This is a genomic window from Mesorhizobium sp., assembly GCF_004963255.1.
Taxonomy (GTDB): Bacteria; Pseudomonadota; Alphaproteobacteria; order Rhizobiales; family Rhizobiaceae; genus Mesorhizobium.
Genome location: NZ_SUGA01000037.1, coordinates 22,661 through 45,855, shown reverse-complemented (window position 1 = coordinate 45,855; position 23,195 = coordinate 22,661). Strand labels below are relative to the sequence as shown.

Here is a 23,195-nt window from a genome sequence, read left to right as displayed (position 1 = left end):
AGAGCCAGGATTCGTTGCGAACCGGTGGATGATGAAACAGCATTTCATGATGTTTGCGGCCTATAATCAATGGGCCAACCAGCGTCTCTACGATGCCGCGGCCCATCTCAGCGACGAGGAATTCAACCGCGACACCGGCGCCTTCTTCGGCTCGATGATGAGAACGCTCAACCATATCCTGACCGCTGATCGAATCTGGATGAAGCGTTTCACCGGTGAGGGACAGGCGCCGTCTTCCCTTGACGCCATTCTTTACAAGGCGCTGCCACCCTTGCACAGCGCGCGCGAGGCGGAGGACAAGCGGATCATCGACTGGGTCGGCGGCATGAGCGAAAAGGCGCTCGCCGGCCGCTTCTCCTATATGACCCTCTCCGACATGCGAACTGTCTCGCAACGCGTGGCGCCCGCGCTCAGCCATTTCTTCAACCACCAGACCCATCATCGCGGTCAGGCGCACATGGTGCTTACAGTGCTAGGTCGCCCCGCGGTGCCGCTCGATCTGGCGCTGTTCCAGCGCTCCGAGGAAGGCCGCGCCTACGCTTGAGGCTTGTTGGATACAAGAACTTTGATCCGGCAATTCCGTCAAACATCTAGTCGGCGGCACTGTCCACGCGCGGCCGATTTCACCGCTCGTTTAATGAGATCTTATAAGTTTAAGAAAAATCTAATACATTTTGGCAGGCGGAAGAAAGAAATAGAAAACTACAATATATTCATGCAAAGGCGCCTGCGAAACCACACGAAACTTCGCGCGTAACTCATCCGTGTATTCTGCACTGCATGCAGGCGATGCTTGTATGCGTAAGTGCTGATGTGCTGTCTGTGAAAAGGAGAGTGTCATGCGCAATATCGTTAAACAAGCCGCCGCGGCTCTGACTCTTGGCACGATGGTCGCCGTTCTGGCCATGCCTGCGAATGCTGCAAGCCTTGGCGTTGGAGCATCGATCGGCGGGTCCGGAGGCGTCAACGCTGGTGCCGGCGCCTCTGTCGGCGATGGCAGCGGTGTCAATGCCGGGCTTGGCGCTTCGGTTGGCGGCACGAACGGCGTGAACGCCGGCGCGGGCGCATCTGTTGGCGGTTCGGGCGGCATCGACGCAGGGGCCACGGCTTCGGTCGGTGGCTCGCAGGGCATCAATGCCGGCGTCGGCGCCAATGTCGGCAACGGCGTCAACGCTAATATCGATGCCAGCGTCGGCAATAGCGCCAATGTCGGCGTAGGGGTTGGCCTCGGCGCGGCGCCCTCCGCTACGGGAACTCCCGGCGCCCTCGGACCGGAGCCTTCGGCCGCTGTTGCGCAGATGTCGGGCACCCAACTTGCGCGCATGAAGAAGCGCTGCGCCGACGTGCTTTCGAGCCAAAACACCTATGACAGCGATCTCAGGGCGCTCTGCCTGATGATCGCACGCCGTTGACGCGTTCGAGTGGTAGCCGCAACGCCGGACCGGCCGTGAGGCTCTGCGGCATCTCCCAACCGACCGCCGCCATGGCTGGCGGTGCGTTGACGAGAACCTCCGGCCAGTCGGAAAGCCTGCTGCCTTTGGCGGCGGGCTTTCTGCTTGCCTGCCGCCACGGGAGGTCCCGACGGCCTGTTAACCACACTTGCATTGAAGCTAATATGTTAGGACTTCCTTTGCGCTCGCGCTCCACAATAGGCCGGTAGCAGTGGGAGCAACGGCATGCGCATCGATTTGTCCCCGACAAGCTGGGGCAGGGTCGTGGTGGTCACCGCCGCCGGCACGGCCTTTTTCATTGCCGTCGCCTTCTTCGTCGATTCCTTCAATTTTCCCTCGCTGTCGCCGCAGGCGCTGCTGTGGGCGCAGCTCACGGACCTTTTCTTGCCGCTTGTCCTCGGCGGCTCCTTTCTGTTTTTCCTGATGTGGAAGATGCGCCAGCTGGCGATCACGCAAAAGGAGCTCAGCGTCATCGCCGCGACCGACAGCCTGACAGCGGTATTCAACCGCGGCGCCTTCTCGATGCTCGTCGAGGCCTATCTCGACCAGGCGCGCGACCAGACGGTGGCCGACGCCGGCGCGCTGCTGATCGTCGATGCCGACCATTTCAAGTCGATCAATGACCGGCTGGGCCATGACTGCGGCGACCAGGCCCTGAGGTTGATCGCCGCGACGATCAAGGGCCAGCTGCACGGCGCCGACATCGTCGGACGCATCGGCGGCGAGGAGTTCGCGGTCTTCCTGCCCGGCGCCGATGCCACACGCTCCTTCCTGGTCGCCGAATCCATCAGGCGCCGCATCCGCGAGGCCGAGTTTGCCCCCGACGGGCGGCCCTGGCCGCTTTCCGTGAGCATCGGCGGCATCGCCTTCAGCGGCCCCACCACCTACCACGACATGTTCCAGGTCGCCGACCGTCATCTTTACAAGGCGAAGTCCAATGGCCGCGACCAGGTGAGCTTCGAGAGCCAGCGCAGCGGGACGGCTGGCAATGCCGGCGGCACCATGCACTAAAGCATGTCTCCCGAAAGTGGGAACCGGTATCGGGATAAAGACATGCGTAAAATCAAAAACCTAAAGCGCATGGAGCGAATCTGAAAGATCGCGACGCGCTTTAGGCGTCCCTTGGCGCCATCAACGGTCCGTTTATCCTTTGGCGGCTAGTGTCGGCGGCTGACCTCTGCCGATCCGCGAGCGACCGTGTTCGATCTTATCGACTTCAAGGCGGTGCTGATCATCGCCCTCATCTTCATCCCGCTGGAGCAGCTCCTGCCGCTGCATGGCGAGCAGTCGGCGACGCGCCGGCATTGGCTGAACGATGTTTTCTACCTGCTCTTCAACGGCATCGTCATCAAGGCCGGCATAGTATTGGTGGTTGGCGCGGCGATGCTGCTGGCGCAGCGTTTCGTTCCCGAGGTGCTCACCGCCGCCGTCCAGTCGCAACCTGTATGGCTGCAGGCGATCGAGGCTCTGATCATCGCCGACATCGGCTTCTATCTTGCCCATCGCGCCTTCCACGCGGTGCCGTTCCTGTGGCGCTTCCACGCCATCCACCACTCGATCGAGGAGATGGACTGGCTGGCCGCGCACCGCGTGCACCCGGTGGACCAGATCCTGACCAAGTCGGCTTCCTTCCTGCCGCTGTTCGCGTTAGGTTTTTCCGCCGAAGCTATTCTCATCTATGTGCTGATCTACCAGTGGCAGTCGGTGTTCATCCACTCCAACACGCGCATCAAATTCGGGCCGCTGAAATGGCTGATTGCCTCGCCGCAGTTCCATCACTGGCACCATGCCAACGAACGCGAGGCCTATGACAAGAACTTCGCCGGCCAATTGCCCTTTCTCGACCTGATCGGCGGCACTTTGTTCATGCCGCCGCGGATGCCGAAAAAATACGGTGTCGACGAGCCTGTGCCGCAGCTCTACCACCGGCAGCTCGTCTATCCTTTCGTCGCAGCGGCCGAACCGGCCGCGCCGATCGCCGAAGCCTCGGCCGCCGGCAAGCCGGAATAACGGTAAGGAAAGGCCTCTCGGTGAACTGACTCGGGGGCAGTTCATAGGCGGCGGGCCTGAGAAGATAGTCTTGCCGTAAGTTCAGGCGGCAAAACCGCCATAGCCGCGCGCGACCGGCTTCACCGAGACGATCGGCTGGTCCGACGGCCACAGAATGCCGGCCGTCACCGCGAAGGTGATCAGCGCGTCGCGCGCCGCCTCGGCGGAGATTTCTCCGGCCCGCGCCGCCTCGCATGCCTTTACCGCGGCGCCGTGGCTCAGCCGCCGCCGCGATGGCGGAAACTCGGTCAGGAATTCATGCATGTCGAACAGCGAGGCTATCATGCGCCGGTGGCCGGCGCCGACGCTAAGGGCAACCGGGGTGAAGAACATCCTGTCGTGCATTGAGACCTCGTCTGTTGGCTGCGGAGGCGGCGGCCTCCGGTCTGGGGAGGGACGCCACACAACGCGGATTGCGGCGTGAGGTTCCGCGCACGCCGATTTTTCCGTCTTGGACCTGATCCGTCGCGTGAATCGGCAGGAGGGGGCAGGCGGCCTATTTCCACATGCCGCGCATGCGGGCGCCAAGGTCGACCTTGACGCCTGGCCGCTGGCGCGGGTCGTCCTTGAGCGCCGCACTCGCCCAGGACGACTGTTCGAAGGCCGGAAGCATCGAGGCCGGGATGAAACGGGTGCGCGAGGCATAGACATGGCGGTCGCCGCGCGCCGCCTGGTTGTGCGGGTAAAAGCGCTGCGGCACCACCAGATGCAAACTGTCCTTGGCCCTGGTCATCGCGACATAGAGCAGCCGGCGTTCCTCCTCGACGTCCTCCTTGGTGCCGACTCCCAGATCGGCTGGAATGCAGCCATCGACCGTGTTCAGCACGAAGACGTTCTTCCACTCCTGGCCCTTGGCAGAGTGGATGGTCGACAGGATGAGGTAATCCTCGTCGCGATGCGGCGGCCCGGCCTGGTCGCTGGTGGCGTCGGGCGGATCGAGCGTCAGCTCGGTCAGGAAGCGTTCGCGCGACGGATAGGTCGATGCGATCTGCTCGAGCTGCAGGAGATCAGCGCGTCGCGTGATCGTGTCCTCGTGGATGCGTTCCATATGCGGTTCGTACCAGAGCCTGATCCGTTCCAGATCGGCCGGCCATTTGGCGCCGGCGCGTAAGCCGCTATAGATGTCGAGGAACACCGGCCAATCCTGCGCGGCGCGCTGCGGCGGCCGGAAGCGGGCAAGGCCGAGCGTCTCGTCGAGCGATGTCGCCATGGCATCCACGATCTGCGAGGCGGCGGACGGGCCGATGCCCGGCATCAGCTGCAGCACGCGGAAACCGGAGACGCGGTCGCGCGGGTTCTCGGCGAAGCGCAGCATCGCCAGCATGTCCTTGACATGCGCGGCGTCGAGGAATTTCAGTCCGCCGAACTTGACGAAGGGGATGTTGCGGCGCGTCAGCTCCACCTCCAGCGGCCCGCTGTGGCTCGAGGTGCGAAACAGCACCGCCTGCGCCTTCAGCGCTGTGCCGGCCTCGCGTTCGGCCAGGATCGCCTGGCAGACATAATTCGCCTGCTCGGCCTCGTCGCGCACGCTGACCAGCTGCGGCCTGTGCGAGGACCGGCGCTCGGTCCACAGATTCTTGGTGAAGCGCTCGTTGGCCTCGCCGATCACCCTGTTGGCGGCTGCCAGGATCGTCTCGGTCGAGCGGTAATTGCGCTCCAGCATGACGACCGCCGCTGCTTGCGCGAACTGCTTTGGGAAGTCGAGGATGTTGCGCACTTCGGCGGCACGGAAGGAATAGATCGACTGCGCGTCGTCGCCCACCACCGTCAGGCCGGCGCCGTCCGGCTTCAGCGCCAGAAGGATCGAGGCCTGCAGGCGGTTGGTGTCCTGGTACTCGTCGACCAGCACGTGGTCGAAGCGGGAACCGAGATGAGCGGCGATTTCCGGCTCGGCCGCTATCTGCGCCCAGTAGAGCAGCAGGTCGTCGTAATCGAGCACGTTCTGCGCTTGCTTGGCCTCGACATAGGCCGCGAACAGCTCCTTCAGCTGGTCCGCCCATGCCGCGCACCAGGGAAAGGCGGAGCCGAGCACCTCGTCCAGTGGCGCCTGCGCGTTCACCGCCCGCGAATAGATCTGCAGACAGGTGCCTTTGGTCGGAAAACGGCTTTCGGTTTTCGAGAATCCCAGCTCATGCCGTGCAAGGTTCATCAGGTCGGCCGAATCCTCGCGGTCATGGATGGTGAAGGCAGGATCGAGCCCGATCTGCTCGGCATAGTCGCGCAAGAGCCTTGCGCCGATGCCGTGGAAAGTGCCGGCCCAGGCGAGCGCGTCGGCGATGATCGCCGCGTCGCGCCCCAGCACCTCGCCGGCAATGCGCTCGACCCGCTTTGCCATCTCCGCCGCGGCACGACGGGAGAAGGTCATCAGCAGGATGCGGCGCGGATCGGCGCCCTTGACGATGAGATGGGCGACGCGATGCGCCAGCGTGTTGGTCTTGCCGGAGCCGGCGCCGGCGATCACCAGCAGCGGCGCCGCCACCTTGCCGTCGCCATGCACCACCGCCAGCCGCTGCTCATCATTCAGCCGGGCAAGATAAGCGGGCGTCTCGAAGGACGAATCACGGGCGGCGATGTTCATCGCCCATCAAGCATCGTTTCCGCTTTGTTCGCAATAATTTCCTCGCGTTGCGAGAGAGCCGGGAGGGGACCGCAGCGGCCGGAGAGGAGGCTGAGCCGGTGTGGGCGCATGCATTGTCTATGGAGCGCTGGTCGACCCCCACTCCGTCTCGGCTTCGCCGAGCCACCTCTCTCCCGATCGACGGGGTAGAGGAAAGGCGCCGAGCTCCAGCAACGCTCCCTTCCTTTCCCTCCGGAGAGGGGAAAGGTGGCGCTGCGAAGCAGCGACGGATTGGGGGGAACCACGTGGCAATCAAACCTCGGGTCGATCAGTCGCGCCGTCACAGACGATGTGTGCATGGCGTAGACGAAGGTGGGGCGAGCAAGGGCGCTACCGCTTCGGCTCCACCCCCATTGCCGCCGACTGGCGCCGCAACTTGCGCCTCTCATCGCCCGGCATGTCCAGCGGCGCGACATCGCCGGGCACCTCGTCGATGATCCTCACGGCGACGCGGTAGGCGGTGTAGGCGAAAAGGCCGGTAAGCAGCAGGCGGATCATCATCATCTCCTCATGCGGTTTGATTGGCTTTCAACCGGACGCGGGCCGGTTGGTTCCCCCTCACGCGCAACCAAACCGCCACCGCCTCGTTTGCCCTTTATGAAAGGGGCGAACGAGAGGAGGTAGTCATGATGAAGCTTCCTGTGCTGCTGGCTCTTGCGGCAGGGCTCGTGCTCGCCGCCTGCGACAACAGCGTGCAACCCACCAAGGCGCCGGGCGACGAAGTCAACCAGAACCCGCAGGTCGACAAGAACCCGGTGCCGAAATCGACCACCGGCGGCGACCAGCCGGGCACGCCTCCAAAGCAATAGGGCAGGGCGAGTCGGGTTATCGTCGGCCCTAAAGGTCAAGCTGTCGTCGGGCTGAAACGAAGAAGGCCGGCGCTGCTTGGGAGGAAGCTGGATAGCGCCGGCCAAGCGGGAAAATCAGGCCCGCCGCGCAATCCAACATAGCTGAGTCTCGACGTTGCGTCATGGTGCGATCGCGCTAGCCGGCTACACTCAGTGGAAACACCCGGAAAGTCAGTACGCTGCGCGAGCGGCGCTGCTTAGGCCACCGCCGCCCGTCCCGGCTGTCCGCCGGCGATCTCGATGTCGAGCTGGCGTTGCGTCAGCGCCGCTTCGGCCAGGATCCACTGCTTGAACAGTTCCACCTTGCGGGCGCCGAGCGCCTTGACGGGGCTGACGAAGTACCAGCCCGCCGTGTTGGGATGGTGGACCGCGAAGGGAGCCACCAGCCTTTCGGCGCGGATATCGCTTGCCATATAGGCGCGGTTGGCGACGGCAAAGCCCATGCCGGCATTGGCGGCTTCGTAGGACATCATGCAGCTATCGAAATAGACGCTCCTGGTCTCGCCAAGCACGAAGCTCGCGCCGGCAAAGCCCAGCCACGATTGCCAGTTCTGGGTGCAGGTGTCGGAATGCAGCAGCGTGAAGAAGCGCAGGTCCTCCGGCACCACCTTCGACAGCGGCTTGTCGCCCAGCACATCGTGAAACAGCTTGCGGCTGCACACCGGCGTCAGGTCTTCCTTGAACAGCAGTTCCGAGGTGAGGCCGGGGAAATTGCCGTCGCCGTAGCGGATCTCGAGATCGTATTCCGAGGTCGAGAATTCATGTGTGGCGTAGGATGTCGACACCCGCATCTCGATGTCGGGATATTGCTGCTGGAAGGTCATCAGCCTGGGAAACAGCCAGCGGGCCGCGAAGGTCGGCAGCACGCAGATACGCAGCACATGCGCCTGCGACTGGCCGGTAGCCTCCATGCTGGCCGCCACGATCCGTTCCAGCGCCTCGCGCACGCGCGCCACATAGGTCTCGCCCTCCGGCGTCAGCGACACCGCGTTGCCGCCGCGCTCGAAGATCTTGAAGCGAAGCTGATCTTCAAGGCTTTTCACCCGCTGGCTGACGGCGGAAGCGGTGATAAACTGCTCTTCGCCGGCGCGCGTGAAATTCCTGTGCCTCGCGGCGCTCTCCACGATTTTCAGCGAGTTGAGGTTGACCTGACTGAGCAGACGCACGGGGTTTCGACCTTAAGCTGGCCTTACGCTACCACCAGCTTTCCTAAATTTACAGGGGTGGGCGTTTAAATGACTGTTAACCAAGTGTTGCCCCCATCTTGGAGAAAGTACAATGAACGCCCATACAATTCCCGAACTGCGTTGTGCAATGAGCCGCGAGGCCATCATTGGTCATGAGACCGCCTGGAAAGTCTCGACCTTCGGCGTCGCCCAGTATCCTCACGGTTACGACCCGGCTCTGCTTGCCGCGATCGAGGAAGCCGCTCTGAAGCTGAAGGCCAGCCATGCCGTTCACAAACATCTCGACCTCACCTTTATCACCGGCGCCGACCGCTATATTCCCGAGATCAAAGAGCTTTTGCACGACAAGCTGCGCCTGGAAAGGCTGTCCGACATGATGGGCGCCAAGCTCGAACCCTATCCGCTGTCGATCGTCGGTTCGACCGTCACCTTCATGAACCCCAGGGATGGTGCCGTCGAATGGCATTGCGACGGCGTCCCGGTGACAGAACTCATCCCGCTCTCGATCAGCGAACCTCTCATCGGCGGTCATCTTGAGATCTATTGCGACGATTCCGAGACCGGCCGCTCGATCCTGGAATCCGGCCGCGACCTGCCGCGCAACAAGATCATGCGCATCGACCACAAGATGAACTACGCCACGCTCGGCCAGTTCCTGGGCGTGCTCCACCGCACCGCGCCGATCCAGCTCGGCGAGCGCGTCACGCTGGTGCTCAATCAGCGCTCGGCGATCAAGCCCTATGTCGACGACAACCGCATGTTCTACCTCGCCGCCGACAACGACCATGATCGTGCCTGGGTGAACGAGCTGGCCGAGGATGTCTGGACCAACCAGCTGCCCGCCTATCGCCGCCATGCCGAGGAGCATCCCATGCTGCAGCCCGCCGCGGAGCCGGTTTCCGGCGGAGCAAGGGAGTCGTGGTAGTGACCAACGATCCGGTCGAGCGCCAGCCGCGTTCAGCGTCGCTGAGCCTCGGCCCGGCCGTGCCGGACTGTCGAGACCGTCCCAGCGCCGCCCCGGCGGCGGCGCTGGCCTTCGCCCTCGGCGCCGTGGCGCTGTGGGCGACCAACGCCCTGGTCGGCAAGACGCTGCTTGCCCTCTATCCGGTATCGCAAGTGCAGTTCCTCCAATTTTGCGGGGCGGCCGTCGTGTTTGCGCTGATCCGGCTTTTCCCTTCTCCCCTTGTGGGAGAAGGTGGTCTCGCGAAGCGAGGTCGGATGAGGGGTGCTGGACGGATCGCCGAGGCTGGCGTTTCTTCCAACACCCCTCATCCGTCTCGGCGCTCCGCGCCGATCCACCTTCTCCCACAAGGGGAGAAGGAAAGAGTCTCGCTTGCCGCCTATGCCGTCGGCTTCCTGGGGCTGGTCGGCACCATGGTGTTGCAATATATCGGCTTCGCCTCGATGCCGGTCATCGAGGCGAACCTCGTCGCCTATACTTGGCCGCTGATGACCGCCGCGGCGGTTATCGTGCTGGGCCGGCCGCGCCGGCCGCTGCTGCTCGGGCTGGCCGCCGCTGTCGGCTTCGCCGGCGTGGCGCTGGTCATTTCCGGAGGGCGCGCCCATTCTTGGTTCAACAGGGCCTGGTTCGAAGGCGGCAGCGTCGTCGGCTATCTCGCCGCTTTCGGCTCGGCGCTCTGCATGGCCTTCTACTCGCTTACTGTCGGCCGCCTTGGCGTGCCGCCGGAACGTCTGCTTTTGCCCTCGGCGCTGATCGGCGTCGCGCTCACCTTGGCCTGGTGCCTGCATGACGGCGCTGGACGCCTGACCGGTGCGCATCTCCTGCTCGGCCTCTATCTCGGCGCCGGCCCGATGGGGCTCGGCTACTATTTCTGGTCGCGCGCGGCAAAGCTCGATCACGGCGGCAGGATAGCGGTCGTCGCCTATCTGACGCCGATCGCTTCCACGTTTCTGCTGGCCCTGTCGGGCGAAAGCCTGTCGATGACGGCTGTTGCCGGTGCCGTCCTCGTCATTGGCAGCTGTCTCGCGGTCGGCATCGAAGGTACGGAGACCAGACACAATGTCCAGAATGCCCGTTGACGAGGACGAACGCCGCGCCAGACAGGAGGCGCACTGGCTGGTCAGGGAATTTGGCGCGGAAGCGCCGCTCTATGCGGCCATGAAGGCGGAAAAGGCCATTGAGCAAAAAGACTTTGGCCGCTGCGCGCGTTGGAAACGCGTGCTGGAAATCCTGTCGGACAGCCCTTCGGTGGATATCAGGCGCGGCGTCGCCGTCAAATGAGCGATTTGCCCTGGCGCCGCCCAATTGCGAATGGCCGACATCCAACGGGCGGATTATCGTTGTCGTGGCCGGACTTGACCTGAACTTCGATTTTTCAGCAACTTCCTTGGCCGAGCGAGTGCTACAGTAGGTTCTACCTATCCATCCGGACCGCCGGTTCTATAAAGCATCTGTTATAGCTATTAGAAATCCTAACTTGCGCGTTTGCAGCCCGCGTAGAAACATCACCTCGTATTGAGTCGCGTAGCTTTACTGACTCTGGACGGTCCGTTGGGGGGCTTGTCCAATTCGATACACCGACAAAAGTCTTAAAAAAGAGCTGGCGATTTGAGGGCCGGCAGAAGGTGAAAAAATTGTCCAACATCGACGATAAAACAGCAATCGAACTGACCGCCGACATTGTCTCCGCCTATGTCGGCAACAATCCGCTCCCTGCTTCCGGCCTGCCTGATCTGATCGCCAGCGTCAGCGCGTCGGTGCGCAAGCTCGCCGGTGGCAGTGTCGTCAAGGAGGCGGTGGCGCTGACGCCCGCTGTTAACCCGAAGCGTTCCGTCTTCCCGGATCACATCATTTGCCTGGAGGACGGAAAGAAGTTCAAGTCGTTGAAACGCCACCTTGCGACCGATCACAACCTGACGCCGGACGAATACCGCGCCAAATGGGGCCTGCCTGCGGATTATCCGATGGTGGCGCCCAGCTATTCGGCGACCCGCTCGGCGCTGGCCAAATCTTCCGGCCTCGGACGCAAGCCGGCCGGCGGTGACGCGGGCAAAGGCAAGCGCAAGGGCAAGGCCTGAGGCCGGACCTAAAGCATGTCTCCCGAAAGTGGGAACCGGTTTCGGGATAAAGACATGCGACGCGCCTTAGCTGCTGCCTAAGGCAATGAATGACGCCGCGCCATCGTCATGGCGCGGCCGTCGGACCGCTCTCTGCATGTAGCGTCGCCGCGTGACTGGTTTCCGCAAACGCGCCGGACACGCGGCATCAGTTACGGGGCGGCTTGCTCCCGTCGTGGCGGTCGCGGTCCTGCTCGGCAGCGAGGCTGTCCGCTTCGACGGCGGTCATTTCAAGAAGATAGACGAGCATCTGGTAGCGCGTGCGCGAGAGCATCTTCGCCAGCCTGCGCGCGATCTCGGCCACATATCTCAGCGTTCGCAGATCGTTGACCGCTTTGCCCATCGTGAGCTCCTGACATTCCGTGGGCCAAGTTGCTTGGACCAACTTATCGTTGGCGCCCACTCACGACTCGCGGCGCGTCTGCAAGTTCGCAGGTTCGCGACAAAACTGAAATCAATTTTGATAAGCATCATGCTTGGCCGGGAAGATTTTGCCGCTCTTTTTTCAAGGGTATCGTCACTCGCTGCATAAATATTAAACACAAGGCAAACTTGCGGTTGTCTTGTTGCGCCGGATTGATCTTCCGCTCGGGAATGTTGATTCCCTCGGGCTTGCGGCTGGGCGGGCGCGCGGCTCAGCCCTTATAGGCGGAACAGAAGGCCGGCGGATTGTCATTGCCGATCATTGCGCAGCCGCGCTTGATCTCGTCGATCATCATGCTGCATGCGTTCTGGCCATTGCAGGGCGCGTTGGTCGCCGGCGAAACCTGGACGCATTGCGAGACATATTGGTCAGACTTCGCCTTGCCGGCGGACTGCACGCATGGCCGCGTGTCATTCTGGCCAGCCTGGGCAGGGGCGGGTTTCGCAGGCGCGGCTTTGGCCGTCGCAGGCGCGGCCTTCGCGGGCGCGGCATTGCCGCCGCTTTGCGGCACGCAGGAGAGATCGCCTTCCGGGCATTGCAACTGGTGCTGCAACTGCGCCAACCGCGCCTTGGTCAACTCCGCCTTGCAAACTCCGACCAGGCTCGAATAGATCGAGCCATCGGCATAGGGCTGGGTGCGGAAGGCGCATTCCTTGTCGCGAAATGGGATCCAGGCGCGCTGCGCGTCACGCAGGCGCTTCAGGTCGGCGGGAGCGAGACGTGCCGCCAGCGCCTTGTAGACAGCGTTGAGCCCAGCGTCGGCCGAAGCGGCATTCGCGGTCGTGCAGGTGGCAAGGTCGGCCTGCGTCTTCGCCGCCGCGCAGTCGACGGCTGCTGCGCGGGCGGCGGGCGTGGTGAGAAACAGGCCGGCCGCGACCGCGAAAATCGTGACCGCCAGCGAGGCCGAAAGGAGCGAGGTCTTGCCCGACATATCGTCTGCCCTCTGTTTGAAACGGCCCCGGCGCCTGTGCCAGCATAGGTTGAGACAATGGCGGCGATCAACGCCAAATCCATGACGTGGCAAGCAAAGTATGACCGGCGGGCGAAAGCCGGGAGTGAACGATCTCACTGCTTGTGTGGAGATGCCCGGCGGGGCGGTGGGAGCGCTGCCCAGCCAGCCTCTTAGTCATTCATGGGCCGGGCCGGAGTTGTTTACCGCTGTCGATCTGGATCAGCAGGTGTTCCGTCGCGCGCCTCACCACGGGGGAGATTGGCTGTGTTGGTGCCCCGCTTGTCGATTCAACTGGAAGCGCAATTGGAGCGGTCTCGCTCTCGAACAGAACCACCTGCGTCGCCAGCGCGGTTGTCGTGGCGACCTGGAAGAAGATGAAGGCGAGGGCGAGATAGCGGATCACGGGCCTCCAAACGCTGGGGCCGGCAACTGGTTCCAGCCCGGTCGCGTTTTTTTGCTGAACGCCACGGACGGCGTGCGGTGGGCCTCGTCCGGGCGCTGGCTCTTGCGAAGCGCCGATCTCCCGTGCAAAAGCCCGCTATGCTTATCATCAACGACCTTACGCTGCGCATGGCGGGGCGGCTGCTTCTCGATCATGCCTCATTGACCCTGCCGGCCGGCACCAAGGCCGGCCTCGTCGGCCGCAACGGCACCGGCAAGACCACGCTGTTCAAGGCGATCACCGGCGATTTCCCGTCCGAGACCGGCTCGATCAGCCTACCCAAGAACACGCGCATCGGCCAGGTGGCGCAGGAAGCGCCCGGAACCGAGGAGCCGCTGATCGAGATCGTGCTGAAAGCCGATGTCGAGCGCCAGGCTTTGCTCGAGGAAGAGAAGACCGCAACAGATCCGCACCGCATCGCCGAGATCCACACCCGGCTGGCCGACATCGACGCGCATTCGGCCGAATCCCGCGCCGCCACGATCCTGGCCGGCCTCGGCTTCGACGATGCCGCCCAGCGGCGGCCGGCTTCGTCCTTCTCCGGCGGCTGGCGCATGCGCGTGGCGCTTGCCGCCGTGCTCTTCTCCGAGCCCGACCTTCTGCTGCTCGACGAGCCGACCAATTATCTCGACCTCGAAGGCACGCTGTGGCTGGAAAACTACGTCTCCAAATATCCGCACACGGTGTTGCTGATCTCGCATGATCGCGACCTGCTCAACCGCGCCGTCAACTCGATCGTCCACCTCGATCAGAAGAAGCTCACCTTCTGGCGCGGCGGTTACGACCAGTTCGAGCGCCAGCTGACCGAGCAGCGCGAATTGCAGGAGAAGAGCCGCGTCAAGCAGGAAGCGCAGCGCAAGCACATGGAATCCTTCGTCGAGCGTTTTCGCGCCAAGGCTTCCAAGGCGAGGCAGGCGCAGTCTCGTCTGAAGGCGCTGGAGAAGCTGAAGCCGATCGCCGCGGTGGTGAATGACACGGTGCGGCCGTTCTCCTTCCCCGAGCCGGTGAAGACGGTGGCCTCGCCGATCGTGGCACTGAACGGCGTCAATGTCGGTTACACCGAGGGCAATCCGATCCTGAAGAAGATGACGCTGCGCATCGATGCCGACGACCGCATCGCGCTGCTCGGCGCCAACGGCAATGGCAAGTCGACCTTCGCCAAACTGCTCGCCGGCCGGCTGAAGGCCGAGACGGGTTCAATGACCATCGCGCCGGGCCTGAAGGTGGCGATCTTCGCCCAGCACCAGCTCGATGATCTGCGTCCCGAGGAGAGCGCCTACGAGCATGTGCGCCGGCTGATGCCAGATGCGCCGGAAGCCAAGGTGCGCGCCCGAGTCGCCCAGTTCGGCCTGTCGACCGAGAAGATGAACACGGCCGCCAAGGATTTGTCCGGCGGCGAGAAGGCGCGGCTCTTGATGGGGCTATCGGCCTTCGAGGGACCGAACCTCTTCATCCTCGACGAGCCGACCAACCATCTCGACATCGACAGCCGTGAATCGCTGATCCATGCGCTGAACGATTTTCCGGGCGCGGTCATCCTGATCTCGCACGATCGGCATCTTCTAGAGGCGACAGCCGACCGGCTCTGGCTGGTCAAGGACGGCGCGGTCAATCCCTATGACGGCGACCTGGAGGATTACAAGACGCTCGTCACCGGCGTCTCCTCCAACCGGCGCGAGCAGAAGGAAGCCGACAAGGCCTCCAAGGCCGATCGCCGCCGCGAGGCGGCCCAGCGTCGTGCGGCGTTCGAGCCTCTGGCCAAGGAGATCCGAGCCACCGAGGCGCTGATGGACCGCATCCGCAAGCGCATCGACCTGATCGAGGACGAACTCGCCAATCCGGCGATCTACGAAAAGGATCCGTCCACCGCGACGCGGCTCGCCAAGGAACGTTCGCAACTGGCGCACACGCTGGCGCTCAACGAGGACAAGTGGCTGACGATGTCGGCGGAATATGAGGAAGGGATCGCGGAGTAGCGCGGCTTCCCTTCTCCCGCAAGGGGAGAAGGGAAGAAGTCTGTGGCCCTACACCTCTCTCCGAAAACCCGCTACACAGCCCGCATGAACCAGCACGCCAAGCTCCGGATCGGCCATTCGGCCTGTCCCCACGATTGCCCTTCCACCTGCGCGCTCGAAGTCGAGCTGCTCGACAACAACCGCATCGGCCGCGTGCATGGCGCCAAGGCGAACAGCTATACGGCCGGCGTCGTCTGCGCCAAGGTCGCGCGCTATGCCGACCGCGTCCACCATCCCGATCGGCTGCTGAAGCCGCTGGTGCGCGCCGGCGCCAAGGGCGAGGGCGCCTGGAAGGAAGCGAGCTGGGAAGCGGCGCTCGATCTCGTGGCGGAAAAATTCATCGCGGCGGAGGAGAAATACGGCTCGGAGACCGTCTGGCCGTATTTTTATGCCGGCACGATGGGTCTGGTGCAGCGCGACGGCATCGAGCGGCTGCGCCACGCCAAGAAATATTCAGGCTTCTTCGGCTCGATCTGCACCAATCTCGCCTGGACCGGCTGGATGATGGGGGCGGGCGCCTTGCGCGGTCCCGATCCGCGCGAGATGGCCAAGGCCGATTGCGTGGTGATCTGGGGCACCAATGCCGTGGTCACCCAAGTCAACGTCATGACCCATGCGACTAGGGCGAGGAAAGAACGCGGCGCGAAAATCGTCGTCATCGACATCTACGACAACGCCACGATGAAGCAGGCCGATCTCGGCCTGGTCTTGAAACCTGGCACCGACGGCGCGCTCGCCTGCGCGGTCATGCACGTCTTGTTCCGCGACGGCATGGCCGACCGCGCCTATCTCGAAAAATACACCGACGATCCGCGCGGACTGGAAGAGCATTTGCGCACCCGCACGCCCGAATGGGCCGCCGCCATCACCGGCTTGAGCGTCGGCGAGATCGAGGCTTTCGCAAAGCTCGTCGGCACCACCAAGAAGACCTATTTCCGCCTTGGCTATGGTTTTGCGCGCCAGCGCAACGGCTCGATCAACATGCACGCCGCCTCCTCGATCGCCGCCGTTACCGGCGCCTGGCAATATGAGGGCGGCGGCGCCTTCCATTCCAATTCCGGCATCTTCAAGCTGAACCAGGACGTGCTCGAAGGCACCGCGATGCGCGATCCGAACATCCGCTATCTCGACCATTCGCGCATCGGCCCGGTGCTGACCGGAGCCGAAGACGCGCTCTATGGCGGTCCGCCGGTGACGGCGATGCTGATCCAGAACACCAATCCGGCCAATGTCGCGCCGGAGCAGCGGCTGGTGAGAAAGGGTTTCCTGCGCGAGGACCTGTTCACCTGCGTGCACGAGCAGTTCATGACCGATACGGCCAAGCTCGCCGACGTCGTGCTGCCGGCGACGATGTTTCTGGAGCATGACGACCTCTACAAGGGCGGCGGCAACCAGCACATCACGCTCGGCCCCAAGCTGATCGAGCCGCCGGAAGGCCCGCGCACCAACCACTATGTCAATGAGGAACTCGGCAAGCGGCTGGGTGTCGGCGATCGTCCAGGCTTCGGCCTGACCGAGCGCGAGCATATCGACATCATCCTCGGCAAGCGCGGGCTCGGCAGCTTCGACAGTTTGAAGGCTGAGAAGTGGGTCGACCTGCAGCCCGACTTCGACGACGCGCATTTCATCAACGGTTTTGGCCATGCCGACAAGAAGTTCCACTTCCGGCCCAACTGGACAGGGCAGTCGGCGCCCAACCGGCCGCCGAAAAGCATGGGCCTGTTCGGCCCGGTCAAACGGCTGCCGGAATTCCCCGACCATGTCGAGCTGATCGAAGTGGCGGACGAGGAGCATCCGTTCCGGCTGGCGACCTCGCCGGCGCGCAACTTCCTCAATTCCAGCTTTGCCGAGACGCCGGTGTCGAAGGCCAAGGAAGGCAGACCCGAACTGCTCATCCACCGCGAAGATGCCGCCGCGCTCGGCATCGAGGATGGCGGCCGCGTCGAGGTCGGCAACCGGCGCGGCGACCTTGTGCTGCACGCCAGATTCTTCGACGGCGTGAAGCGCGGCGTGGTCATCGCCGAAGGCATCTGGCCGAACAGCGCGCATGAGCGCGGCGAGGGCATCAACGTGCTGACCGGCGCCGACGCGCCCGCACCCTATGGCGGCGCCGCCGTCCACGACAACAAGGTGTGGCTCAGGGCGGTCTGACGAACCCGGCTACTTCGCCGCCTGCGCGTCGAGCGCCTTGATCTCTTCCGCGGCCGCCTTGCGCGCCGCCGCATCGACACCGGACGCGCCCTTGCCCTTGGCGAAGGCGATGAGGGCCGTGCGCGTACCCTCGTCGCATCCCTCCGGGCCCACGCCGGCGATGCCGGCTTTCCTGGCCGCGGCGAGCACGGAGTCGCAGGCGTCCGGCGCAAAGGCGAACTGACCCATGATGGCGCCGAGCGTCAGCGGGTCCTGCAGGCGCGGATCGTCGCGGATCGCCTGCAGAGTGGCGCCGCCGACCGCCTTCGATTTCCGGTCCTGCGCGATCTGCGTCAGGTCGAAGATGAACTCGAATTCCGGCTTCTCGACGCCCTCGGGCTTCGACACCAATATGTCCAGCGCGTAGCGGGTGATCTCGTCCGGCGTGACGACCGAGCGAATGGCCCTTGCCTGATGGTAGTTGCGCACCAGCACCCAGCGCGAGGGCAGGTCGCCGTAGCGGGCGAGAATGCCGAGCTGCTTGATGGCGGCAAGTTTCTGCTTGTCGGTCTTGGCGGCCTGCGCCTGGGCGAAGACCTTGTCGCGGATGCGGTTGACGACGTCCGCGTCGAGACCGCCGGGAGCTGGCGCGGCCTGCTGCTCCGCCGTGGTTTGCGGGCTGCGAGGGTCGCCAAGCGGACCCTTCGCATCGACCCAGGCGGCGAGCGCCTTGCGCGCGTCTGGGCCGAAATAGCCCTTCGGCTCGCCCGTATAGAAACCTTCGCTCTTCAGCCTCGTCTCGATGGCGACGCGGATCTCGTCGGGCAGCGCCTTGCCGATGCCGACCAGATTGTCGTCGTCGAGGCCGGCCGGCGCCTCGCGAAACGCATCCATCACCGCGGCCGCGATCGCCGCGTTTCCGGCGCTGGAGGCCGGTCCGGAAAAGAGGCCGCTCAGCTCAATGTCGGCGTCGTTGGCGCCGAACACACCGACGCCCATCCTGCCGATGCCGTCATTGTAAAGGGCGATGCGACCGGTGATGCCTTCGCGCAGCGTCATCAGATGGTCGAAACTGTCGAAGGTGAAGGCGTTGGCGAGCTTTCTCTTGGCCTTGAGCGAACCGAGCCGCGCCGCCTCGCGCCAGGCATGCAGCCGCTCGCGCGGGTTCTTGTCGACGCCGAGACCATCGTCATAGGCATCGCCCAGCAGCACGATCGCCTCGACGCTGCCGAGATTGGCGGCGTTGATCAGCATCGCGGTCGCCTTCTGGTCGTCTTGCGGATAGACCACGCCCTTGCGCAGAAGCTTCGCGTGCAGGAGATAGGCCTGCTGTTCCTTCTTGGCCTCGCCTTCGTCGATCAGTGTTTTCAGTTGATCGTCGCTTAGCCCGTCTTCGCGGCGCGACGGGCGATAGCTGGTCGAATCGAGATTGGCATATTGCGTCGAGGCGTAGAGCCAGAGCGCGTCGCGGTCGCCCGCATCCGCCAGCGGCTTCAGCATGGCGCGCGCCACAGCCTCGTTCTTGAACCGCTGATCGTCCGACAGTTGCAGCCGCGCCAGCGCCAGCGCAGCGCCTGGCTCGCCGGCCGCGGCGGCGTCGCTCAGGCGCTCGATCAGCTGGTCCGGATTGTCGATCTGAAAGCCGTCATAGTCGGGGAGCAGCTTCGCCAGCCTGATGCTGGCGTCGAGGTCCCACGGGGCATTGAGCAACCGGATCGCCTCGCGCGGCTGGCGGCCGACGAATTTGCCGTCGAGCAGCAGGCCGGCGAGCATCGGCCCGGCGCCGGCGACATTTTTGGAGGCGGCACGCAGCATGGCGATAGCGCGCTTGCCGTCGGCCGGCCCGCCTTCGCCCTTGGCCAGCATGTCGGCCAGCATCGGCACGGCGTACTGGTCGCTGCCGACGCGCGTTTCCAGCAATTGCCTGGCCTTCGCCGCGTCCTGCTGTGTGCCTCGGCCGAGCCGCAGCGCTTTGATATAAGCGAGCACCGACTGTTCAGGCCCGCCAGTGCCGGCCTTGGTATCCGCAGCCACGGCCTGAAAAGCCTTGTGCTGCTCCTCGTCGGCAAAGCCGTCGTTCTCCAGCGTCGTCCGCGCAATCAGCAGCGGCATGGCGGCACGGAACTGGCTGTCCCATTCGCCGGGCGATTGGCCTTGGGCCGGCGCGTCGATGACGCGTTGCGCGGTCTCGACCACCTTGTGCGCATCGCGGCGCAGCAGCGGCCCATCGATATACTGACGCAGCAGTATCTCGAGCGCCGTGAGATGGCCGGCAGCGCCTGCCTTCTGCAAGGCATCGAGCGCCATGCCGCGCGAGACGGGTAGCGGACCGGCATCGGCGGTGTCGTGCCGGTGCACCGAGTAGACCTCGTAGAGCAGATAATTCGCCTCGGGACTGCCGCCGTCGGCGATGAGCTGGATCTGCGGCAGGAGAAAGGCAAGTCCCGGCTGGTTGAGCGCGACCTGGACCCGCAGCCATTCAAGCGCCAGCCGCTTTTCCTGCGGCGCGCCGAGCATCGCCGCCTGGCATCTGTCGGCCAGGACTTTGAGCTTGGTGAGATCGAAGTCTTGCGGAAAGAGCGCGCCATATTGGACAGGCGGCGCCTTGGCTTCAGGATCGAGCGGCACGGAAGCGCCCCGGTCGCAGACGCCGAGCGCCTCGGCAAGCGCGGCCTTTTTCGCCGTATCGTCCGCAGCCTTTTTGGCCGCATCGTCGGACTTCTCGGAAGACGCCTGCGCTCCCAGGGCCGCTCCGGCAAGGGGCGTCAAGGCAAGGCAGGAAAGAACCAGGGCATGCACTGGCCGCAGCATGAGCGTCCCCCCTTGGACTTGGATCCGGCGTACCCGGACACAGGCGCTAAATTAGCATGCCACGTCAGTGATCTTGAGTGTGGCGCTTCACAGTCGCGTATAGTTCGCCCTCGTATCGCCCGCATGTCGCGGCCCGCAGTCGTTTGAATCAATTCGCCAAGGCGGCGTGCTAGAGGATTGTCACGACTCGGATTTGCAACAGGGACCGCCATGCCGCAGCCGCTCAGGATAGCCATCGCCGGCGCGCTCGGCCGCATGGGCCGGCAGATGGCGGAGACCGTCGCGGCCGACCCGCGGCTGCAGTTCGTCGGGCGCTTCCATCGGCCGGGCAGCACGGGCGAGGGATTGGTCGAGCGCGACGAAGCGCTGGCGCTTGCCGACGTGGTGATTGACTTCACCACGCCCGCGGCGTCCGCCGCGCTGGCCAAAGCCTGCGCCGCGCGCGGCGGCCCGCCGCTGGTGATCGGATCAACCGGTTTCACCGCCTCGGAGCTGACCGCAATCGCCGAAGCGGCAAAGACAATCGCCGTGGTGCGCTCCGGCAGCTATTCGATCGGCCTCAACATGCTGACCGGCCTGGTCGAGCAGGCCGCGAGGGCGCTTGGGCATGATGACTGCGACATCGAAATCCTCGAAGCGCATCATCGCATGAAGGTCGACGCGCCGTCGGGCACGGCGCTGATGCTCGGCGAAGCGGCTGCGCGCGGACGTGGCATTGAACTGGACGATGTGGCCAAGCGCGCCCGCGACGGCCTCGTTGGTCCGCGCGGTGCCGGGGAGATCGGCTTTGCCGTGCTGCGCGGCGGCGGCGTCGTCGGCGAGCACAGCGTGAGCTTCCTTGCCGAAGGCGAGACGCTCACGCTCTCGCATGCCGCGGGCGATCGCTCGATGTTCGCCCGCGGCGCCATCGCGGCGGCGCTCTGGGTCGTCCGGCGGCCGCCCGGCGAATACGATATGCGCGATGTGCTCGGCTTTGGCGCCGTTTGACCCGCTTGTATTGCAGGATTTCGTTTCAGCAGCCGTCAAAACGGCTGAAAGCCAGCTGAAAGCTTGGCCATGCCATGACAGTTTTGTGGCGTTCGCCACATGAGCGGCTGGGAGTGGCCGCGAGGAGGAAATGCGGCGCGCTGCGTCGCCCAGTGGAGGAAATTACGTGACCAGTCTCATCTCTAAACGCGTCCTGCGTTCGGCGCTGCTGACGCTTGCCATGGTTGGCGCTGGCGCATCGGCGGCCTCGGCTGCCGACAAGATCACCATCATCGTCGGCGGCATGGAAAAGCAGATCTATCTGCCGGCCGTGCTTACCCAGCAGCTCGGCTACTTCAAGGATGAGGGGCTGGACGTGGAGTTGGTGAACTCCCGTGCCGGCGTCGAGGCCGAGAACGAACTGCTGGCCGGCGCGGTGCAGGGCGTCGTCGGCTTCTACGACCACACCGTCGACCTGCAGTCGAAGGGCAAATACATCCAGTCGATCGTGCAGTTCAGCCAGGCGCCGGGCGAGGTCGAGCTGGTCTCGGCAAAACACCCGGAGATCAAGTCGCCGGCCGACTTCAAGGGCGCGACGCTTGGCGTCACCGGCCTCGGCTCCTCGACCGATTTCCTCACCCAGTATCTCGCCGTTCGCAACGGCCTGAAGCCGGGCGACTACACGCTGCTTCCGGTCGGCGCCGGCAACACCTTCATCGCCGCCGTCAAGCAGGACCAGATCCAGGCCGGCATGACCACCGAGCCGACCATCGCCAAGCTGCTCCAGACCGGCGAGGCCAAGGTGTTGGTCGACATGCGCACGCCTGAGAAGACCAAGGAAGCGCTGGGCGGCGACTATCCGGCGGCCTCCTTCTATGTGCAGTCGAGCTGGCTTGAGGGTCACAAGGACGAGGCGCAGAAGCTCGCCAACGCCTTCGTCAAGACGATGAAGTTCATCGCCAGCCATTCGGCCGAGGAGATCGCCGACAAGATGCCGAAGGACTATTACGCCGGCAACAAGGACCTTTACGTGCAGGGCCTCGCCGGCGGCAAGGCGCAGTTCACGCCGGACGGCCGCATGCCGGCCGATGGTCCTCAGACGGTGCTCAAGGTTCTGTCGACCTTCTCCAAGAGCCTGCAGGGCAAGCAGATCGACCTTTCCAAGACCTACACGACCGAGTTCGTCGACGCGGCGAAGTAGCAGCCGGCAGGCGAGGGCGGACGGACCTGTCCGCCCTGAAAAACAAGGGCTTGCGCCGGCTGCCTGAATCAATCCGGCAGCTGCGCCTTGAGATGCCGGCGAGCGGGCCGCCGGCCCCGAGCCGCCATCCCCGCATCACCACCACAGGAGTGTGCCATGCAGTCGCAGACCATGGCGGCAGAGAAATTGTCTCCCGCCGCGCCGCCGGCCGATGCCGCTATAGCCATCGACGATGTGACGCTGCGCTTCGTCACGCCGGACGGACACATGATGACGGCGATCCGCGATTTCACCATGACGGTGGCGCGCGGCGAGTTCGCCTGCGTCGTCGGCCCGACCGGCTGCGGCAAGTCGACTACGCTCAACCTCGTCACCGGGCTCTTGCGTCCGACGACCGGCGGCGTCCGCGTCATGGGCAATCCGGTCACCGACATCAGCCGCGACATCGGCTTCGTCTTCCAGGCCGATGCGCTGTTTCCCTGGCGCAGCGTCATCGACAATGTCGCTGCCGGCCCGCTCTTCCGCGGCACGCCGAAGGCGCAAGCCTATGAGAAGGCGCGCGACTGGATCGGCCGCGTCGGCCTTTCACGCTTTGAGAAGCATTACCCGCACCAGCTCTCGGGCGGCATGCGCAAGCGCGTGGCGCTGGCCCAGACCTTCATCAACCAGCCCAAGATCCTGCTGATGGACGAGCCGTTCAGCGCGCTCGACATGCAGACCCGCACCGCCATGCAGGACGAGTTGCTGGGCCTGTGGTCGGGACTCAAATCCTCCGTCGTCTTCGTCACGCATGATCTCGAGGAAGCGGTGGCGCTGGCCGACAAGGTCTATGTGCTGACCGCCGGTCCCGGCACGGTGAAAAGCGTCTACCGCATCGACCTGCCGCGCCCGCGCGTCATGGCCGACATCCGCTACGACCCGAAATTCATCGAGATCGCCAAGGTGATCTGGAACGATCTGCGCGAGGAAGTGCAGCTCGGCCAGAGCCGTGGGCTTCAGACCGGCCATTGAAAGGGGAAACAGC

22 protein-coding genes are annotated in these 23,195 nt (G+C 64.3%); 14 read left to right on the top strand and 8 right to left on the bottom strand.

Annotated elements, in window-relative coordinates:
- Positions 1-31: 31 nt before the first annotated feature.
- The 4 genes from E5X34_RS27175 to E5X34_RS27160 all read left to right on the top strand — a co-directional run bounded on the left by E5X34_RS27175 (position 32) and on the right by E5X34_RS27160 (position 3,461).
- A complete protein-coding gene (locus tag E5X34_RS27175) occupies positions 32-544 on the top strand; it encodes a DinB family protein (RefSeq protein ID WP_292571373.1) in 513 nt (170 codons plus the stop codon).
- 295 nt (positions 545-839) lie between these two features.
- Positions 840-1,412 carry a hypothetical protein gene (locus tag E5X34_RS27170; protein ID WP_292571299.1) on the top strand — a complete coding sequence of 191 codons (573 nt, stop codon included), beginning with the start codon at positions 840-842 and terminating at the stop codon, positions 1,410-1,412.
- A 264-nt stretch (positions 1,413-1,676) separates the two neighbouring features.
- Positions 1,677-2,462 (top strand): GGDEF domain-containing protein, encoded by a 786-nt coding sequence (locus tag E5X34_RS27165; protein WP_292571295.1) that lies wholly within the window; start codon positions 1,677-1,679, stop codon positions 2,460-2,462.
- A 186-nt stretch (positions 2,463-2,648) separates the two neighbouring features.
- Positions 2,649-3,461, top strand: a complete 813-nt coding sequence (locus E5X34_RS27160; RefSeq protein ID WP_292571292.1) for a sterol desaturase family protein — start codon at positions 2,649-2,651, stop codon at positions 3,459-3,461.
- Between the two features lie 81 nt (positions 3,462-3,542).
- On the opposite strand, the gene E5X34_RS27155 is transcribed toward E5X34_RS27160, so the two are convergent.
- The 3 genes from E5X34_RS27155 to E5X34_RS27145 form a co-directional block, all read right to left on the bottom strand.
- A complete protein-coding gene (locus E5X34_RS27155) occupies positions 3,543-3,845 on the bottom strand; it encodes a DUF982 domain-containing protein (RefSeq protein ID WP_292571288.1) in 303 nt (100 codons plus the stop codon).
- A gap of 151 nt (positions 3,846-3,996) precedes the next feature.
- Entirely contained in the window at positions 3,997-6,078 is a 2,082-nt protein-coding gene (locus E5X34_RS27150) for an ATP-dependent helicase (RefSeq protein ID WP_292571285.1), read from the bottom strand.
- A 369-nt stretch (positions 6,079-6,447) separates the two neighbouring features.
- A complete protein-coding gene (locus E5X34_RS27145) occupies positions 6,448-6,615 on the bottom strand; it encodes a hypothetical protein (RefSeq protein WP_189341710.1) in 168 nt (55 codons plus the stop codon).
- A gap of 128 nt (positions 6,616-6,743) precedes the next feature.
- Here E5X34_RS27145 and E5X34_RS27140 point away from each other — a divergent pair, with 128 nt between their 5' ends.
- Positions 6,744-6,926, top strand: coding sequence for a hypothetical protein (locus tag E5X34_RS27140; protein ID WP_095816012.1), 183 nt, complete (start codon positions 6,744-6,746; stop codon positions 6,924-6,926).
- Between the two features lie 236 nt (positions 6,927-7,162).
- Here the strand turns inward: E5X34_RS27140 and E5X34_RS27135 are convergent, their stop codons facing one another.
- Positions 7,163-8,131 carry a LysR substrate-binding domain-containing protein gene (locus E5X34_RS27135; RefSeq protein WP_292571282.1) on the bottom strand — a complete coding sequence of 323 codons (969 nt, stop codon included), beginning with the start codon at positions 8,129-8,131 and terminating at the stop codon, positions 7,163-7,165.
- Between the two features lie 112 nt (positions 8,132-8,243).
- Between E5X34_RS27135 and E5X34_RS27130 the strand changes: the two genes are divergently transcribed.
- The 4 genes from E5X34_RS27130 to E5X34_RS27115 all read left to right on the top strand — a co-directional run bounded on the left by E5X34_RS27130 (position 8,244) and on the right by E5X34_RS27115 (position 11,191).
- Positions 8,244-9,077, top strand: coding sequence for a hypothetical protein (locus tag E5X34_RS27130; RefSeq protein WP_292571279.1), 834 nt, complete (start codon positions 8,244-8,246; stop codon positions 9,075-9,077).
- Positions 9,078-9,118: 41 nt separating this feature from the next.
- Complete coding sequence (locus tag E5X34_RS27125; protein WP_292571370.1) at positions 9,119-10,192, top strand: DMT family transporter; 1,074 nt, start codon at positions 9,119-9,121, stop codon at positions 10,190-10,192.
- Positions 10,182-10,394, top strand: a complete 213-nt coding sequence (locus tag E5X34_RS27120) for a hypothetical protein (protein WP_292571276.1) — start codon at positions 10,182-10,184, stop codon at positions 10,392-10,394. Before E5X34_RS27125 ends, E5X34_RS27120 begins: the two co-directional genes overlap by 11 nt.
- 353 nt (positions 10,395-10,747) lie before the next feature.
- Complete coding sequence (locus E5X34_RS27115) at positions 10,748-11,191, top strand: MucR family transcriptional regulator (RefSeq protein ID WP_127864989.1); 444 nt, start codon at positions 10,748-10,750, stop codon at positions 11,189-11,191.
- A 187-nt stretch (positions 11,192-11,378) separates the two neighbouring features.
- Here the strand turns inward: E5X34_RS27115 and E5X34_RS27110 are convergent, their stop codons facing one another.
- From E5X34_RS27110 to E5X34_RS27100, 3 genes are all read right to left on the bottom strand, one after another.
- A complete protein-coding gene (locus tag E5X34_RS27110; protein ID WP_292571273.1) occupies positions 11,379-11,573 on the bottom strand; it encodes a hypothetical protein in 195 nt (64 codons plus the stop codon).
- A gap of 292 nt (positions 11,574-11,865) precedes the next feature.
- On the bottom strand, positions 11,866-12,585 hold the full coding sequence (locus tag E5X34_RS27105) for a lysozyme inhibitor LprI family protein (RefSeq protein WP_292571270.1): 720 nt from the start codon (positions 12,583-12,585) through the stop codon (positions 11,866-11,868).
- Positions 12,586-12,784: 199 nt separating this feature from the next.
- Positions 12,785-13,009 carry a hypothetical protein gene (locus tag E5X34_RS27100; protein ID WP_292571268.1) on the bottom strand — a complete coding sequence of 75 codons (225 nt, stop codon included), beginning with the start codon at positions 13,007-13,009 and terminating at the stop codon, positions 12,785-12,787.
- Between the two features lie 137 nt (positions 13,010-13,146).
- On the opposite strand from E5X34_RS27100, the gene E5X34_RS27095 reads away from it, so the two are divergent.
- Together E5X34_RS27095 and E5X34_RS27090 are read left to right on the top strand one after the other, a co-directional pair.
- On the top strand, positions 13,147-15,024 hold the full coding sequence (locus E5X34_RS27095) for an ABC-F family ATP-binding cassette domain-containing protein (RefSeq protein ID WP_292571265.1): 1,878 nt from the start codon (positions 13,147-13,149) through the stop codon (positions 15,022-15,024).
- Positions 15,025-15,108: 84 nt separating this feature from the next.
- Positions 15,109-17,214, top strand: coding sequence for a molybdopterin oxidoreductase family protein (locus E5X34_RS27090; RefSeq protein WP_292571367.1), 2,106 nt, complete (start codon positions 15,109-15,111; stop codon positions 17,212-17,214).
- 9 nt (positions 17,215-17,223) lie between these two features.
- Here E5X34_RS27090 and E5X34_RS27085 read toward each other — a convergent pair whose 3' ends face one another.
- Positions 17,224-20,004 (bottom strand): hypothetical protein, encoded by a 2,781-nt coding sequence (locus tag E5X34_RS27085; protein WP_292571262.1) that lies wholly within the window; start codon positions 20,002-20,004, stop codon positions 17,224-17,226.
- A 210-nt stretch (positions 20,005-20,214) separates the two neighbouring features.
- Here E5X34_RS27085 and dapB point away from each other — a divergent pair, with 210 nt between their 5' ends.
- The 3 genes from dapB (at position 20,215) to E5X34_RS27070 (ending at position 23,182) form a co-directional block, all read left to right on the top strand.
- Positions 20,215-20,991 carry a 4-hydroxy-tetrahydrodipicolinate reductase gene (gene dapB, locus E5X34_RS27080; protein ID WP_292571259.1) on the top strand — a complete coding sequence of 259 codons (777 nt, stop codon included), beginning with the start codon at positions 20,215-20,217 and terminating at the stop codon, positions 20,989-20,991.
- A gap of 220 nt (positions 20,992-21,211) precedes the next feature.
- A complete protein-coding gene (locus E5X34_RS27075) occupies positions 21,212-22,171 on the top strand; it encodes an ABC transporter substrate-binding protein (protein WP_292571364.1) in 960 nt (319 codons plus the stop codon).
- 156 nt (positions 22,172-22,327) lie between these two features.
- Positions 22,328-23,182: an ABC transporter ATP-binding protein gene (locus E5X34_RS27070; RefSeq protein ID WP_292076590.1), complete on the top strand. Its 855-nt coding sequence runs from the start codon at positions 22,328-22,330 to the stop codon at positions 23,180-23,182.
- Positions 23,183-23,195 lie beyond the last annotated feature (13 nt).